The organism is Nitratireductor lacus (assembly GCF_056431025.1).
Genome location: NZ_JBWKMB010000009.1, coordinates 122,166 through 136,912 on the forward strand (window position 1 = coordinate 122,166; position 14,747 = coordinate 136,912).

A 14,747-nucleotide genomic window follows, 5' to 3' on the forward strand; every position below is an offset into this window, starting at 1 on the left:
CGAGATGCCCATTGCCTTTCCTCGCCCCGTTTACGGGGAGAGGATGCCGGCAGGCAGGTGAGGGGCAGCACCGGCCTCTCCGGCCAGCCCCGGAGGATCGCGCATGAATGCCGCCGACCGCATCGCCCGCGCCCTGTTCGGCTTCTATATGGTGGCGTTCTTTCTCTACCTGTTCGCGCCGCTCGCCATCATGGGCATCGCCACATTCAACACGAGCCGCTTCCCGACCGTGACGCCGTGGCGCGGCACCACTTTGCAATGGTTCGACGCATTGTGGAGCGACAGCGGTATGTGGCAGTCGCTCTGGACGTCCTTTGTCGTCGCCTTCTTCGTCGTTATCACCGTCCTGCCCATCGGCACCGCGGCGGCCCTTGTTCTCACCAGCCTTCATGCGCGCGCCCGCAGCTTCATGTATGCGGTCATGGTCTCGCCGCTGCTTACGCCGGGCGTTGTCATCGGCATCGCCACGCTGGTTCTTTGGCGGCAGCTTGGCGTCGGCGGCGGTGTTTTCCTGATCGTGGTGGCGCAGGCAAGTTTCATCATCTGCTATGTGATGCTGATGATCACGGCGCGTCTCCAGCGTTTCGATCCCACGCAGGAAGAGGCGGCCCTTGGCCTCGGCGCGTCGAAATTCATGGTCTTCCGCCGCGTGCTTTTGCCCTTCCTGAAGCCGGCGCTCATTGCCGCCGGCTTCCTTGCCGTTCTCCAATCCATCGAGAACTACAACACCACGCTCTTCGTGCGCGGGTTCGACACGCCGCTCACGGTCTACATCGCCACCAAGGTGCGCACGGGGCTGACACCCGCCGTGAATGCGCTTGCGCTCATCATGATCGCGATCACGGTGCTGGGCGCCATCGCCTACGAGATTGCCCGCAGGCGGGGAGCGGCGCGGATGGCGGTGGAGTAGCGGTGCAACTTTGACGTCATCCCGGAAGTCCGGAGGGAGAGCCGGGACCCATTGAGCGGCAAGGCCGATCTCCGCAGAAGGCGCCACCGGCATCCATCCAGCCGAACCACTGCCGGGCCGCGCTCCATGGCGTTCTTCCAATGGGTCCCGGATAGCCCTTCGGACTTCCGGGATGACGGTTTCGCGTCAGCGGATCGCTGAAGCCTTACCGGTCGATCCGCGTAGACAGGATGATCGAGCTCATTGTCCGGTCAACGCCCTTCAGCGCGCCGATCGTGTCGATCACCGCGTCGAGCTCGGCCACCGAAGGCGCTTCGACGATGATGATCATGTCGAACGACCCGCTCACCGAGTGCACCGTGCGCACGGCCTCCATCTTCTCCATCGCGGTGATCACGTCGCCGGAAAGCTTTGGCGACACCGTGACGAGCAGATGCGCGCGGATCTGCGCGGCATCATATTCGCCCGAAAGCCGAACCATATAGCCGGCAATCGTTCCGCTGCGCTCAAGCCGCTCGAGCCTGCTCTGCGCGGTGGAGCGCGAGACGCCCAGCCGCCGGGCAATCTCCGACACCGGCATGCGCGCATTCTCACGCAACAGTGCAATCACCGCCCGGTCTGCGTCTGTTGTCGTCATATTGCTAATTCCATTCGTCGATATGCATAAAATCGTGAGTGAAATTACCCGGATTGATACTTCGATTCAACGTCGATCGAAGCCAGACTGGACAAACATCCAGGCAAAATCGCCAGATACAATCGCCAGACAAATTCGAAAGGGAGCGGGATGAAAGAAATCGTTGTCACGGGAGCCGGGCGCATTGGATCCGCTATCGCAGACATGCTGGTCGCCTCGGGCGATTACACGGTCACCGTCGCCGACCGGTCGGCGGAGCAGCTTGCGGCCCTGCCCTCTCACCCGCAGATCTCCGGTGTCGCGGTCGACCTCTCCGACACGAAAGCTCTGGCCGCAGTTCTCAAGGGCAGATTCGCCCTGCTCAACGCCGCCCCCTATCACCTCACGGTTCCCATTGCCGAGGCGGCTGCCGAAGCGGGCGTTCATTATCTCGACCTGACCGAGGACGTGAAAAGCACGCGCCGCGTCAAGGAAATCGCCGCCTCCGCCGAGACGGCCTTCATCCCGCAATGCGGGCTTGCGCCGGGCTTCATCACCATCGCCGCCAATTCGCTGGCCAAGCGTTTCGACACGCTGCACGATGTGCGCATGCGCGTCGGCGCGCTCCCGCAGTTTCCGGCCAATGCGCTCAACTACAATCTCACCTGGTCGCCGGAAGGCGTCATCAACGAATATTGCGAGCCCTGCGAAGCCATCGTCGATGGCGAGATGAAGGAGGTCGCGCCACTTGAGGGCCATGAGGAGTTCTCGCTCGACGGCGTGCGCTACGAGGCATTCAACACCTCCGGCGGGCTCGGCTCCATCTGCGAATCGCTCAAGGGCCGCGTGCGCAATCTCAACTACCGCACGATCCGTTATCCGGGCCATGCATCGATCATGAAGATGCTTCTGAACGATCTGCGCCTCAGCGAACGCCGCGATCTTCTGAAAGAGATTTTCGAGCACGCGCTGCCCACCACCATGCAGGATGTGGTGGTGATCTTCGTGACCATCACCGGCCTGAAAAATGGCCGGCTGGTGCAGGAGAGCTATGCCAACAGCGTGTTTGCGGACCCGGCCGGGCCGAATGCCCGCAGCGCCATCCAGAAGACCACCGCCGCCGGCATCTGCACCGTGCTCGACCTGCTCGCCAACGGCAAGCTGCCATCCAAGGGCTTTGTCCAGCAGGAAGACATCGCGCTCGAGGATTTTCTGGCAAACCGCTTCGGCCGCACCTACCAGCCCGACACCGGCCCGAAGGCACAGGCCGCTTAAGGCCAGTTCGGCCAGCGCGGGATTTCCCTCGCTGGCCGTACCGTTTCGCCGCCATGTGACATTGCGCGGTCTGGCTTCGCTCCATAGGGTCGCGCAATGTCAAACGATCGGCCGCTTGTCGGCATACTTCTGATGATCGGGTTTTGCGCGGTCGCCCCTCTGGGCGACTCGATCGCGAAGCTGTTGGGCGAGACCATTCCGCTGTTCGAGCTTCTGGTCGTGCGTTTCGCCGCTCAGGTGGTGTTCCTCCTGCCTGTCGTGTGGTGGAGCGGCAAGTCGCTTCTTCTGCCGTCGCGCGTCATGCGCCTCACCGTGCTGCGCACGGCTCTCCACATTGCCGGCATCGGCGCGATGTTCATGTCGCTGCGCTATCTGCCGCTGGCCGATGCCGTGGCGATCGCCTTTGTCATGCCCTTCATCATGCTGGCCTTTGGCAAGTTCTTTCTCGGCGAGGATGTGGGGCCACGGCGGCTTGCCGCCTGTTCGGTGGGCTTCGTCGGCACCATGCTCGTTGTGCAGCCGAGCTTCCTCAGTGTCGGTGCGCCCGCGCTTCTGCCGCTTCTCGTGGCGGTCGCCTTCTCCGGCTACATGCTGGTGACGCGCCAGATCTCGCGCGATGCCGATCCCATCGCGCTTCAGGTGGTGAGCGGCATCTATGCCATGATCGGCTTCGGCGCGCTGGCCTTCGTCAATCTCGGGCTCGACCTGCCGCAATTGCGCATGGTGCAGCCCGATCTGCGGGAGATGCTGCTGCTGGCCGCCTCCGGCTTCTTCGGCACGTTCGGCCATCTCCTGATGACATGGTCGCTGCGCTTTGCGCCTTCGGCCACGGTGGCGCCGATCCAGTATCTGGAGATCCCGTTCGCCACGGTCATTGGCTGGCTCATATTCCGCGACCTGCCCAATGGGCTGGCGGCCCTTGGCATCGCCATCACCATGGGTGCGGGGCTCTACATCGTGTTCCGTGAGCGGGCGCTGGCAAGGCCGGTCACTCCGGTTCAGCCAGCACCCGATCCGCAAAGCGTGCAATAATGTTCTGAGCCGCCTCAGCCGGCCAGCGCCTCGCGGCTGGCGGTGAGGAAGATCTCCGCGTTTCTCGAAAGCGAAGGCCCCAGATAACCGCCTTCCTGGATCAGCGCCGTTGGCAGCCCCAGAGCCGTGATTTCGCGCGCCATCGTGGCAAAGCCGTCGCCGGTGAGCTTCACCTCCGAGAGCGGATCGTCCGCCGCCATGTCGAGCCCGAGCGAGATCACCAGCGCCTCCGCGCCGAACGCGGTGATGGCCGAAAGCCCCTCGCGGAAGCGGCCAAGGATCGTTTCCGTATCCGATCCGGGTTTCAGGCAGAGATTGAGCGTCGCCCCCTCGCCTTCGCCCTCGCCGCGCTCGTCCTCATAACCGAGATAATAGGTCGGGTAGAGGTCGGGGTCCGTGTGCAGCGAGCAGACGAAAACGTCGCCGCGATCATAGAAGATGTCGAGCGTGCCATTGCCCGTATGCGTGTCGATGTCGAGCACCGCGACCTTGCCGAAGCGTTCGCGCAGGCTTTGCGCTGCAATGGCAGCGTTGTTGAAGAGGCAGAAGCCGTTCGACGCGTTGGAAAGCGCGTGGTGTCCCGGTGGGCGGCACAGGCCATAGACCATGCGCTCGCCTTCCTTCACCCGTTCGGCAGTCTCAAGCGCGGTCTGCGCCGACCAGTAGACGGCATCCCATGTGCCTTCCGTCAGCGGAACCGACGTGTCGGTCGCCCACCAGCCAAGTTGGCCGAAAACGGATGAGGACGGCCGCCCCCGGCGCGGGCCGGGGTGGCAGTTGGGGATCGGTTCCTGATCCGGTGCCTCCGCGCGCCAGCGCTGATAGGCGTCCTTCCAGAAATCCACATAGTCCGGGTCATGCACGGCCTTGATCGGCCCGTCGCCGAAATCGCGGGGTTTCTCGATGGGGAATTCATTTTTGATCAGCATGTCGCGGATCAGGATCGCGCGTTCGGCCTGTTCGGGATGGGGCATATAGGCCCCGCGCCGGAAATAGCGCTCCGGCGTATGCCGCAATTGGCGTTCGTCGAAAATGGCTTTCATTGTCGTCCTTCAATATCCGTTGGATCTGTCGACCACCGTTTCCGGTATTTCTCCTGCCACCACAGCCTGCGCGGCGCGGACAAGCTGTTCCGCCATCCGGTGCGGCGAGCAGTCGCCCGCCTGATGCGGCGTGACGAGAATGCGTTCATCCGCCCAGAAGGGGTGCTCTTTCGGCAATGGCTCCACGTCGAAAACGTCGAGCGAGGCGGAGGAGATGCGTCCGCTGTCGAGCGCGCGCAGAAGATCGGCCTCGATCAGATGTTCGCCCCGACCCAGTTGAATGAGCGACGCGCCTTGAGGCATCCGGTTGAAGAAATCGAGATTAAGCAGCCCGCGCGTCTCTCCCGTCAGCGGCAGAACGTTGATCAGGATGGCGGCCTGTTCCGCCACCCGGTGGGCGGCTCCTTCCCCGCTCTCGAAGCGTACGCCGGGCATCGTCTCCCTGGGCGCGTTTCGCGCGGCAGCCACCACCGGAAACCCCATGGCCGTCACCGCGCGGGCAATGGCCCGCCCCATCAGGCCGAAACCCAGAATGCCCACCGGCGTTTCACGCGGCGGCTTCATGATGGAGGGGATGAGCCGCGCCCATTCGTGCTTCGCCTCATGCACTATGTGATGGCGCATGTTGCGGTGATGCCAGATCACATGCCATGCTGCGAACCCGGCCATCACATCGCCCTGGTCCTCGTCACGCACCCGCGCAACCAGCGCGTTTTCGGGCAGGCTCGGACAGTTGATGATGCTGTCGACGCCGGCGGCGATGGAGTTCGCCAGGCGCAGATTCGGATAGGGCAGAAAAGCATCATCCGCCGGCCGCCAGCACAGGGCGAAGCGGATTTCCTCCGGATCGTCGATCTCATGCGGGTGTCGCAGCCGGATCGCTTCTGCATGCGGTGCCAGCGCATGGCCATAAAGCGCGTGAAGATCGAAGGCGGTGCTGAGATAAACACCCTCGATCACCTGCCCGTCAGCCATGTGCAGCCTCCGCTTCGATGGGTTCCACCCCGCACCAGTCGGCGATGAAAAGCGCGATAGCGCCCGTCACCCGCTTGATGGAGGAAAGGCTCACGCGCTCATCGAACCCGTGGATGTTCTCGGTGATCGGGCCATAGACGAGGCACGGCATGCCCGCATAGATCACGAAGACCCGCGCATCGAGATAGCCCGGCGTCACGAAGCTTTTCAGTTCGCTCGCGGTCGCCGCGCGGTGCGCTTCGGCCAGCGCCTTTTCGGCATCCGTGCCTTCCTCCAGCACATAGCCGCGCGCGAAAAATCCGTTCCAGATCACCTCTGGAGGACGATTGCCCAGAAAGGGATCATCGGCCAGCTCACGCGCCAGATGCGCCTCGATCTGCGCTGCGCGATCCTTCGGGTCGTCACCGGGATAGATGGCGATGCGGCAGGAGAGCCTGCACCAGGCCGCCACGGTGGAGGCCCAGTCGCCACCCTCGATCTTGCCGACATTGAAGTTGATCGGATGGTCCACATCCTCGAAATAGGGGTAGTTCGCCTTTTCGGCGTTCCACGCCTCGGTCAGGCGTTTCAGGCTTTCGATCACGCGGAAGCTCGCCTCGATGGCGTTGGCCCCCGTGCCCGCCTCGCGCACATGCACGGGGTGGCCCGACACATTGACCTCGAACCACAAAACGCCGGTGTTGGCGCGCACCAGCATCTCGTCTTCCGGCTCGGGGATGATGGCGGCATCCGCCGTATAACCCTCCACCAGACAGGCGAGCGCGCCATTGCCGGTGCATTCTTCCTCCACCACGCTCTGCACATGCACTTTCGCCGCCGGCTGCAGGCCTATGCGGCGCAGCGCGTCGAGTGCGAAAATGTTGGCCGCGATGCCGGCCTTCATGTCTCCGCCGCCGCGTCCGTAAAGCCAGTCGCCCTCGCGCTTCGGCTCATAGGGTGCCGAGACCTCCCACATATCGTGCGGGCCTTCCGGCACCACATCCATATGGCCGTTGAGGATCAGCGACCGGCCCCTGTTTTCACGCGGCTCGTGGGTGGCGATCACGTTGACGGCGTCGGAATAATCGACGGCCACGGGTGAAAAGCCCGGATGATCCTTGATCTTGTCTTCGTCGATATGGAAGGTTTCGACCGCGTAGCCACGCGCTTCAAGCGCCTTGTGCACGAATTCCTGCGCGGGCTTTTCCTTTCCGCGCAGCGAGGGGAAACGGATCAGGTCTTCTGTAAAGCCGATCTGTTCTTCAAAGCCTTCCTCGACGGCTGCGAGGATTTTCTGTGCCAGTTGTTCGTCCACGTTGGTGGTTCCTACGGATTAGTGTTGAGAGTGGTGAGCGATGGCGCGCGTCATCCCGCCCTCGCCCTTCGACAAGCTCAGGATGAGGGCTTGTGGTAGCGAAAGCTCGCTGAGAGCTGGTCTTGGCGACTGCTGGCTGAGCGGTGCAGCTGAGAAACGGCTAAGGGCCGGTGTCGGAAGCGCGGGCGTTTTGCAATCCTTCGCCACAGACGCCAGCCTCTCCCTGCCCGTTCCCTCATCCTGAGCTTGTCGAAGGGCGAGGGAATGGGCACGCACCGCGCTGAAGTGAGCTCCAGTCGTCACCGCGTCACCCCGCCGCCGCCAGCTCCTTCTCGCGGCCGGGAATGGCCTCGATCAGGGTGCGCGTGTAGTCGCTCTGAGGGTTGTTGAAGATGGCATGCGCCGGCCCCATCTCGACCACTTTGCCCTTCTGCATCACCGCGATGCGGTCGCAGATCTGGGCGGCGACCCGCAGGTCGTGGGTGATGAAAATCAGCGCCAGATTGAGCCGTTCCTTCAGCTCCGCCAGAAGATCGAGCACCTGCGCCTGAATGGAAACATCCAGCGCAGAAACCGCCTCGTCGGCAATGATCACGCGCGGCTCCAGCGCCAGAGCGCGGGCAATGCCGATGCGCTGGCGCTGGCCGCCTGAGAATTCGTGCGGATAGCGGTCGATGGCAAGCGCATCGAGGTCCACCAGCTCCAGGAGCTTGACCGCACGCGCATAGGCTTCCTGCTTGGAAACCCCATGCGCCATCGGCCCTTCGGCGATGATGCGGCCCACCTTGGAGCGCGGGTTGAGCGAGGCATAGGGGTCCTGAAAGATCATCTGGATCGATTTGCGCGCCTCGCGCAGCGCCTCGCCGGAGAGTTGCGCCATGTCGTGGCCGGCGAGCTTCACCGTGCCGGAATCGGGCTGCATCAGCCGCACAAGGCAGCGCCCGACGCTCGATTTGCCGGAGCCGGATTCGCCGACAATGCCCAGTGTCTCGCCCTCGCTGAGCGTCAGGTTCACATCGTTGACCGCATGCACCACGCGCGGCTTGGAAAAGAGCAGGCCGCCGCCGGTCACATAGGTCTTGTTGAGCCCTTCCACTTCGAGGATCGGCGTCTTGCTCACTGTCTCCCCGCTCGCCCCGGCGGCAAGCTTCGGGATCGCCGCGATCAGCTTCTGCGTGTACTCATGCTGCGGATTGTCCAAAACCTCGTCGGCGGTGCCGGCCTCGACGATCTTGCCATATTGCATCACCGCCACGCGGTCGGCGATCTCGGCAACGACGCCGAAATCATGGGTGATGAACATCACCGCCATGCCGTGCTTTTCCTGCAGATTGCGGATCAGCTCCAGTATCTGCGCCTGCGTGGTCACGTCGAGCGCGGTGGTCGGCTCGTCGGCGATCAGCATGCGCGGTTCGAGCGCCAGCGCCATGGCGATCATGACGCGCTGCCGCTGGCCGCCGGAAAGCTGGAACGGATAGGCCCGCGCGGCCTTTTCAGGGTCGGGAATGCCCACTTCCGTCAAAAGCTCGATGGCGCGCGCTGCACGCTCCTTCGGTGTCAGGAGACCATGCGCCTCGAACACTTCGGCAATCTGGTCTTCCACCCGCATCAGCGGATTGAGCGCCGACATGGGCTCCTGAAAGATCATGGCGATCTTCTTGCCGCGCAGATCCATCATCTCGGTTTCCGAGAGTTTTAGAAGGTCCATGCCCTCGAAGAGGATCTCGCCGCCCACCGGCCGCACCAGATCGGGCAGAAGCCCCATGGCCGCATTGGCCGACATGGATTTGCCGGAACCCGATTCTCCGACAATGCAGAGAATTTCACCGGCATGAAGATCATAGGAAACATCGTTGACGGCAAAGTCGCGGTCGGCACCCTCCGGCAGCGCGATCTTCAGGTTCCTGATTTTGAGAACGGGGTCTGTCATCGCGCCCTCCTATTTGCCGCGCCGCGCAAGGCGCGGGTTGAGCGCATCGTTCAGCCCTTCGCCGATCAGGTTCAGCGCCAGAACGGTGAGCAGAATGGCAACGCCGGGGAAGAAGGAAAGCCACCAGGCCTGCCGGATCACCGTGCGCGCCGCGCCGATCATGTAGCCCCACGACATGAGGTTGGGATCGCCGAGCCCAAGGAAGGAAAGCGAGGATTCCAGAAGGATCGCCGTTGCCACCATCAGCGAGGCAAGCACGATGATGGGCGAGATCGTGTTGGGCAGAACCTGCCGCAGAATGATCGTCAGGCTGGTCTGGCCCGAAAGGATCGCCGCCTCCACATATTCGCGCGAGCGCAGCGATAGCACCTCGCCGCGCACGAGGCGGGCGACCGGCGGCCAGCTCACAATGGCGATTGCCGCGATGATCGATTCAATCGAGGGCTGGAAGATCGCCACCAGAACGATGGCGAGCGCAAAGCTAGGCACGGTCTGGAAGAACTCGGTAAAGCGCATCAGCGCGTCGTCCACCCAGCCGCCGAAATAGCCGGCAAGCGCACCGATGGGGATGCCGATCAGAAGGGCGGCGACTGTCGAGACGAGGCCGACCAGAAGCGAAACCTGCGCCCCATAGGCAAGGCCGGAGATCACATCGCGGCCAAGCGCGTCCGTTCCCAGTGGATACTGGTCCATGGAAAACGGCGGCAGGAAGGGCCGCTGCACCATGCGCCACGGCGATTGCGGGAAGATCAGCGGCGCAAGCAGCGCCACCAGAATGACGATGGCGAGGATCGCAAGGCCGATCACGGCGCCACGATTGCGGGAGAAGCGTTTCCAGAAATCAGCCATCATGCCACCCGGATTCTTGGATCAACGAACCGATAGAGAATGTCGGTGATGAGGTTGAACAGGAGCACCATGGCGGCGGACACGAAGAACACGCCAAGAAGCAGATTGTAATCGCGCTGGGCGAGCGCCTCGAACATCAGGCGTCCGATGCCGGGCCACGCGAACACGGTCTCCGTCAGCACCGCGCCGCCGACGAGCTGGCCCGCCTGAAGGCCGGCGAGCGTCACCACCGGAAGCATGGCGTTGCGGAAGATGTGGCGGCGCTGGATGATGCCGGGTTTCAGCCCCTTGGCCCGCGCCGTCTTGACGAAATCGAGCTGGCTCACTTCGAGCATCGAGGCCCGCGTCATGCGCATGTAGACCGCCATGAAGAAGAGGCCGAGCGTGGTGGCCGGCAGGATCAGGTGCTGGCCGATGTCGAGCGCACGGCGCAGGCCGGTGTAGTTCGCGCCCACCGTCTCATAGCCGAAGCCCGGCAGCCAGTTGAAATAGACGGAGAACAGAAGCACCGCCATCAGTGCCGCCCAGTAGAGCGGCGTGGCGTAGAAGAGCAGCGCCAGGGTGGAGATCGCCGTGTCCGACCATTTGCCGACACGCGCGGAGGCGAGAACCCCGGCCAGCGTGCCGAGCAGCAGCGAGATGACGAAGGCCGTCATGGTCAGGAGCAGTGTGGCGGGCAGCCGGTCGAGAATGAGATCGGCCACCGGCATCTGCTGGCGATAGGAAAAGCCGAGATCGAACTGAAGCACGCCCTTGAGGTAGATCCCGAGCTGGGTCAGCAGCGGTTTGTCGAGGCCGAACTGCTCGCGAAGCTGCGCGATGAACTTGGCGTCGGCGGCCCCCGCCTCGCCTGCCATCACCGCAGCGGGATCGCCGGGCGCGGCATGGATCAGGAAGAAATTGAGCGTCAGGATGGCAATCAGGATGATCGCCGCCTTGCCCAGGCGCATGAGTATGAAGCGTAGCATCGGGCCCCTGCAGGATCGGACTCAAGGTGAGGATGCGCGGGCGGTTCGCCCGCGCATCCCCGGATCGGGCAGTCGCCTATTTTTCGATATAGGCGTCCTTGAAGCCGTCATTCACGCCGATGGCCGTGGTGACGAGATCCTTCACATTGCAGCGATAGATGGTCGGGAAACCGAGTTCGAGCAGCCAGGCAACCGGCACGTCATCCACCAGCTTCTGCTGCACTTCGGTGTAGAGCTTCTGGCGCTCCTCCGCCGTCACGGCCACCGCGGCCTTGGCAAAGAGATCGTCGATCTCCTTGTTCTCGTAGCCCTCCACATTGTTCCACTGCGAGCCCTTGGCAATGTTCGTGGAAATGTAGGTGCGGGCGACGCCCAGTGCCGGATCGCCATACTGGTAGAGATAGGTGAAGGCCATGTCGTAGTCCCACTCGGCCAGCTTCTGGTTCCAGCCGGCCACATCGGTGGAGACGATCTCGACATTGATGCCGACCTCGCCGAGGTTCTGCTTCACGGCCTCGGCCCAGCGCTGCCAGGTCTCGCCATAGGGCAGCGGCAGAAGGCGCACGGTCTCGCCGTCATAACCCATTTCTTCGAGCAGGGCCTTGGCCTTCTCCGGGTCGTGGTCATATGCGGTCACGTCGTCGGTGAAGAAACGCGTCGACGAGGACACCGGACCTTTCGCAACCTTGCCGAGGCCGTTCCACAGCGCGTCGCGGGCGAAGTCGCGGTCCATCGCATACATCACCGCCTGGCGGAAGCGCTTGTCGGCGGTCGGGCCTTCGCGGTTGTTGAGCCACATCCACGACAGCGGACCGAAATACTCCCAGCCCTTGTCGGTGATGCAGGTGTTCTCCATGTCAGCGATCCGCTGGACGTCGAAATTCTCCACCGAGCCGCCGGGCAGGATGTCCACCACGCCCGTCTCATAGGCGACCGCGCGCGAGGCAGCGTCCGGGATCACATGCCAGTAGATCTCGTCGAGATAGGGTTTGCCCTCCTCGTAATAGTCCTCGAACTTGGTGAGCAGGATGTGCGAGCCCTTCACCCATTCGGCGAACTTGAACGGCCCGGTGCCGATCGGCGTGTTGTTGGCCGGGTTGTTCTTGTAGTCAGTGCCTTCATAGATGTGCTTGGGCACCATCGGCATCGTGCCGGCCTCGAAAATGCCGAGGAAGGGGCCGAAGGGCTGCTTCAGCTTGAAGACGACCGTGGTGTCGTCGGGCGCGGTGATGGATTCCACATGCTCCAGCGAGGTGCGCAGGCGGGCATGCGTCTCACGCAGGAAGACATCGGCGGAGAACACCACATCGGCGGAGGTGAACGGCTCGCCGTCATGCCACTTCACATTGTCATGCAGCTTGAACGTATAGGTCAGGCCGTCCTCGGAAACCTCCCAGGATTTCGCAAGTTGCGGCATGGGCTGCAGCTTTTCGTCGTAGCGCAGCAGGCTTTCATAGATCTGGCCGGCGACCATCTGCGTCGGACCGTTCTGCACCAGGCCCATCATCAGGCTTGGCGGTTCGGGCTGGATCACGACATTGGCGCGCCCGCCCGAAACGGGCTCTGCGTTGAGCGCCGTCGACACCAGCATGGCGGCGGCAAGTGTGGTCAGTCGTTTAAGCATGGCTTTCGTTCCCCTTGTCTGTCGCCCGGCGCAAGATCGTTCTCCCTTGATCGTGCCGGGCAATTGGCTTTGCTTCAGTTCGGTCTCACTCCACGAGGTCGGGATAGTGCTTGATGGCGAGGCGCTGGAAGGCATCCCATTGCGGGTCGGGCTTGTTGCCGGTGTGATGGGTGTCCCAGCCCTCATATTGGCGCGCCGTTTTCTCGGCCAGCTCCTCGGCAATGCGGATCTGCCTGCCGCCCGAAGACATGATGGCGAGCTGCGCGCGGCAGGCACGCTCCATGTTGAACATCAGCGCGAAGGCCTCGCCCACCGTGCGCCCGCAGGTCAGAAGCCCGTGGTTGCGCAGGATCATGACATTGCGGTCGCCGAGATCGGCAACAAGCCGCTCGCGCTCGCCGAGATCGAGCGCAATGCCTTCATAGTCGTGAAAGGCAAGGCGGTTGTGAAACTGCAGCGACCACTGGTTCAGCGGCAGGATGCCCTCTTCCATTGAGGAGATGGCCACACCCGCCACCGTGTGCGTGTGTAAAACGCAGTGCACGTCTGGCCGCGCCGCATGCACGGCGCTGTGGATGGTGAAGCCGGCCTTGTTGATGCCCGCGCCATGATTGTCGCGCAGGATGTCGCCATTGATGTCGACGGTCACGAGGCTCGATGCCGTCACCTCGTCGAAGCGCAGCCCGAACGGGTTGATCAGGAAGGCGTGCTCGCCCTCCTCTGCCGGTGCGCGGGCCGAGATGTGGGTGAAGATGCTGTCATCCAGGTGATAATGCGCGATCAGGCGGTAGGCGGCGGCCAGCTCGATCCTCTCGCGTGGCTGCCCGGTATCGGCTGCCGAAACCGTTTGGGGCTGAACGTTCATCAACATCTCCCTCGCGCGAACCGTCCGGTGCCGAACGGTGTCCATGTCGTTTTTGCGCGGCTCCCCTCAGAGCCGTTTGTTGGACGACAGGCAAGCACAGGCGTGACAGAGTGTCAATTGTCGACAATCGGCATTTTGCCTGTCATAGTGGAACGGCATCCGCCGCGCCTGCGCTGCGATGCCATTGGGAGGGGAAGTTTTGGGAAAACGGCGGTGAGCGTGTTTTCGGAAGTGTCCACGACGGATCTGGTGACGCAGATTGCCCGGCAGATTACCGAGGCGATTGTCACGGGGCATCTGAAGCCTGGCGAGCGGCTGACCGAGCTTCAGCTCTCGCGCGAGTTCGGCACCAGCCGCGCGCCCGTCCGCGAGGCGGCCCGGCTTCTGGAAAGCCAGGGCCTTGTCACCTTTTCACCGCGTCGAGGCTTCTTTGTGCGCACCTTCAGCGCAAGCGAGATGCGCGACATTTACGAGCTGCGCATCGGCTTGGAGCTGCATGCGGGCTATCTCGCCGTGGAACGTGCCACGGATGCCGACATCGCCGCTCTGGAAAAGCAGCTCGGCCGTCTTTACGGCACGGCAGGTCAGGCCTCGATCGAGACACAGATATTCGAAGACTTCGCCTTTCACCGCATGATCTGCAAGGCAAGCGGGAATGCCCGTCTCATAAGGGTCTACGATGAACTGGCAACCGAGATGCGCGCCGGCATCACCCTGATCGGCAAGATCTACGACGATCCGCAGCGCATGGCCGAGACCCACGAGCCGATCATGGACGCGCTGAGGAAACGCGACGGAGACGAGCTGCGCGAGGCCCTGCGCTATCACATCGCCGTTGCCCGCGATGCGGTGGTCGCGCTGTTTGAGGAGCTGGAAAAGGGCGCCTGACGACGCCCCCTTCCCGCGTTCACATCACTGCTTTGACTTCGCGGCTTCGCCGATCATGCCGTTCAGCTTCTGGGCAAGCGCCTCATCGGTCTGGGCCGACTGGATGATCTGGTTGTACTCATCCACCGAAATGCCCTCCGTCTTGTCGACGGCCTGTTCCATCTCTTGTGTCGCTTCGACCTGAACCTTCTGCTTCTCGTCATCGGAAGGGGCCTGACGGAACCGTTCCGTATATCGCTCCTTCACATCGCTGACGGCAAGAAATGCCACCGTGAAGGCCTGCAGCTTCTGATCGTCGAATGATTGCGCCTGCGCCTGGGGTGCCGGCGCAGGCGACGGCACGGCATCCTGGGCCAGGGCCGGCGAGATCATGGCCGCGCCCGCGGAAATCGTGAGGGCAGCCGCGACGGTACGCAGTCCTGTTCGAAGAATCATCATGGAACTCCTTCCTTTCGGGTGTCCCCCTTCCAGCTCTTCA

Annotated in this window: 14 protein-coding genes; 4 read left to right on the forward strand and 10 right to left on the reverse strand. The window is 63.0% G+C overall.

All coding sequences use genetic code 11. From position 1 onward, the window contains the following. The first annotated feature begins 103 nt into the window (after window positions 1–103). Window positions 104–910, forward strand: a complete 807-nt coding sequence (locus tag AC07E3_RS09695; protein WP_478361528.1) for an ABC transporter permease — start codon at window positions 104–106, stop codon at window positions 908–910. 205 nt (window positions 911–1,115) lie between these two features. Here AC07E3_RS09695 and AC07E3_RS09700 read toward each other — a convergent pair whose 3' ends face one another. Beyond that, window positions 1,116–1,547 carry an Lrp/AsnC family transcriptional regulator gene (locus tag AC07E3_RS09700; RefSeq protein ID WP_065817917.1) on the reverse strand — a complete coding sequence of 144 codons (432 nt, stop codon included), beginning with the start codon at window positions 1,545–1,547 and terminating at the stop codon, window positions 1,116–1,118. A gap of 150 nt (window positions 1,548–1,697) precedes the next feature. On the opposite strand from AC07E3_RS09700, the gene AC07E3_RS09705 reads away from it, so the two are divergent. After that, window positions 1,698–2,801, forward strand: coding sequence for a saccharopine dehydrogenase family protein (locus AC07E3_RS09705; RefSeq protein ID WP_336071291.1), 1,104 nt, complete (start codon window positions 1,698–1,700; stop codon window positions 2,799–2,801). Between the two features lie 96 nt (window positions 2,802–2,897). Next, window positions 2,898–3,833: a DMT family transporter gene (locus AC07E3_RS09710; protein ID WP_336071290.1), complete on the forward strand. Its 936-nt coding sequence runs from the start codon at window positions 2,898–2,900 to the stop codon at window positions 3,831–3,833. 14 nt (window positions 3,834–3,847) lie between these two features. Here AC07E3_RS09710 and AC07E3_RS09715 read toward each other — a convergent pair whose 3' ends face one another. From AC07E3_RS09715 to AC07E3_RS09750, 8 genes are all read right to left on the reverse strand, one after another. Next, on the reverse strand, window positions 3,848–4,876 hold the full coding sequence (locus AC07E3_RS09715) for a histone deacetylase family protein (RefSeq protein ID WP_478361530.1): 1,029 nt from the start codon (window positions 4,874–4,876) through the stop codon (window positions 3,848–3,850). A 9-nt stretch (window positions 4,877–4,885) separates the two neighbouring features. Next, entirely contained in the window at window positions 4,886–5,851 is a 966-nt protein-coding gene (locus tag AC07E3_RS09720; protein WP_478361532.1) for an NAD(P)-dependent oxidoreductase, read from the reverse strand. Next, complete coding sequence (locus AC07E3_RS09725; protein WP_478361534.1) at window positions 5,844–7,145, reverse strand: ArgE/DapE family deacylase; 1,302 nt, start codon at window positions 7,143–7,145, stop codon at window positions 5,844–5,846. Before AC07E3_RS09725 ends, AC07E3_RS09720 begins: the two co-directional genes overlap by 8 nt. A 307-nt stretch (window positions 7,146–7,452) precedes the next feature. After that, window positions 7,453–9,075 (reverse strand): ABC transporter ATP-binding protein, encoded by a 1,623-nt coding sequence (locus tag AC07E3_RS09730; RefSeq protein ID WP_478361536.1) that lies wholly within the window; start codon window positions 9,073–9,075, stop codon window positions 7,453–7,455. A 9-nt stretch (window positions 9,076–9,084) separates the two neighbouring features. Further along, window positions 9,085–9,924: an ABC transporter permease gene (locus tag AC07E3_RS09735; RefSeq protein WP_065818051.1), complete on the reverse strand. Its 840-nt coding sequence runs from the start codon at window positions 9,922–9,924 to the stop codon at window positions 9,085–9,087. Beyond that, complete coding sequence (locus AC07E3_RS09740) at window positions 9,924–10,892, reverse strand: ABC transporter permease (RefSeq protein ID WP_065817910.1); 969 nt, start codon at window positions 10,890–10,892, stop codon at window positions 9,924–9,926. The genes AC07E3_RS09735 and AC07E3_RS09740 overlap by 1 nt, the downstream gene beginning before the upstream one ends. 76 nt (window positions 10,893–10,968) lie before the next feature. Then, window positions 10,969–12,516, reverse strand: a complete 1,548-nt coding sequence (locus AC07E3_RS09745) for an ABC transporter substrate-binding protein (RefSeq protein ID WP_478361538.1) — start codon at window positions 12,514–12,516, stop codon at window positions 10,969–10,971. Window positions 12,517–12,601: 85 nt separating this feature from the next. Then, window positions 12,602–13,381, reverse strand: a complete 780-nt coding sequence (locus AC07E3_RS09750; RefSeq protein ID WP_336071284.1) for a class II aldolase/adducin family protein — start codon at window positions 13,379–13,381, stop codon at window positions 12,602–12,604. 213 nt (window positions 13,382–13,594) lie between these two features. Here AC07E3_RS09750 and AC07E3_RS09755 point away from each other — a divergent pair, with 213 nt between their 5' ends. Continuing rightward, entirely contained in the window at window positions 13,595–14,269 is a 675-nt protein-coding gene (locus tag AC07E3_RS09755; RefSeq protein WP_322340860.1) for a GntR family transcriptional regulator, read from the forward strand. Between the two features lie 24 nt (window positions 14,270–14,293). On the opposite strand, the gene AC07E3_RS09760 is transcribed toward AC07E3_RS09755, so the two are convergent. Further along, a complete protein-coding gene (locus AC07E3_RS09760) occupies window positions 14,294–14,707 on the reverse strand; it encodes a DUF4168 domain-containing protein (RefSeq protein WP_478361540.1) in 414 nt (137 codons plus the stop codon). Window positions 14,708–14,747 lie beyond the last annotated feature (40 nt).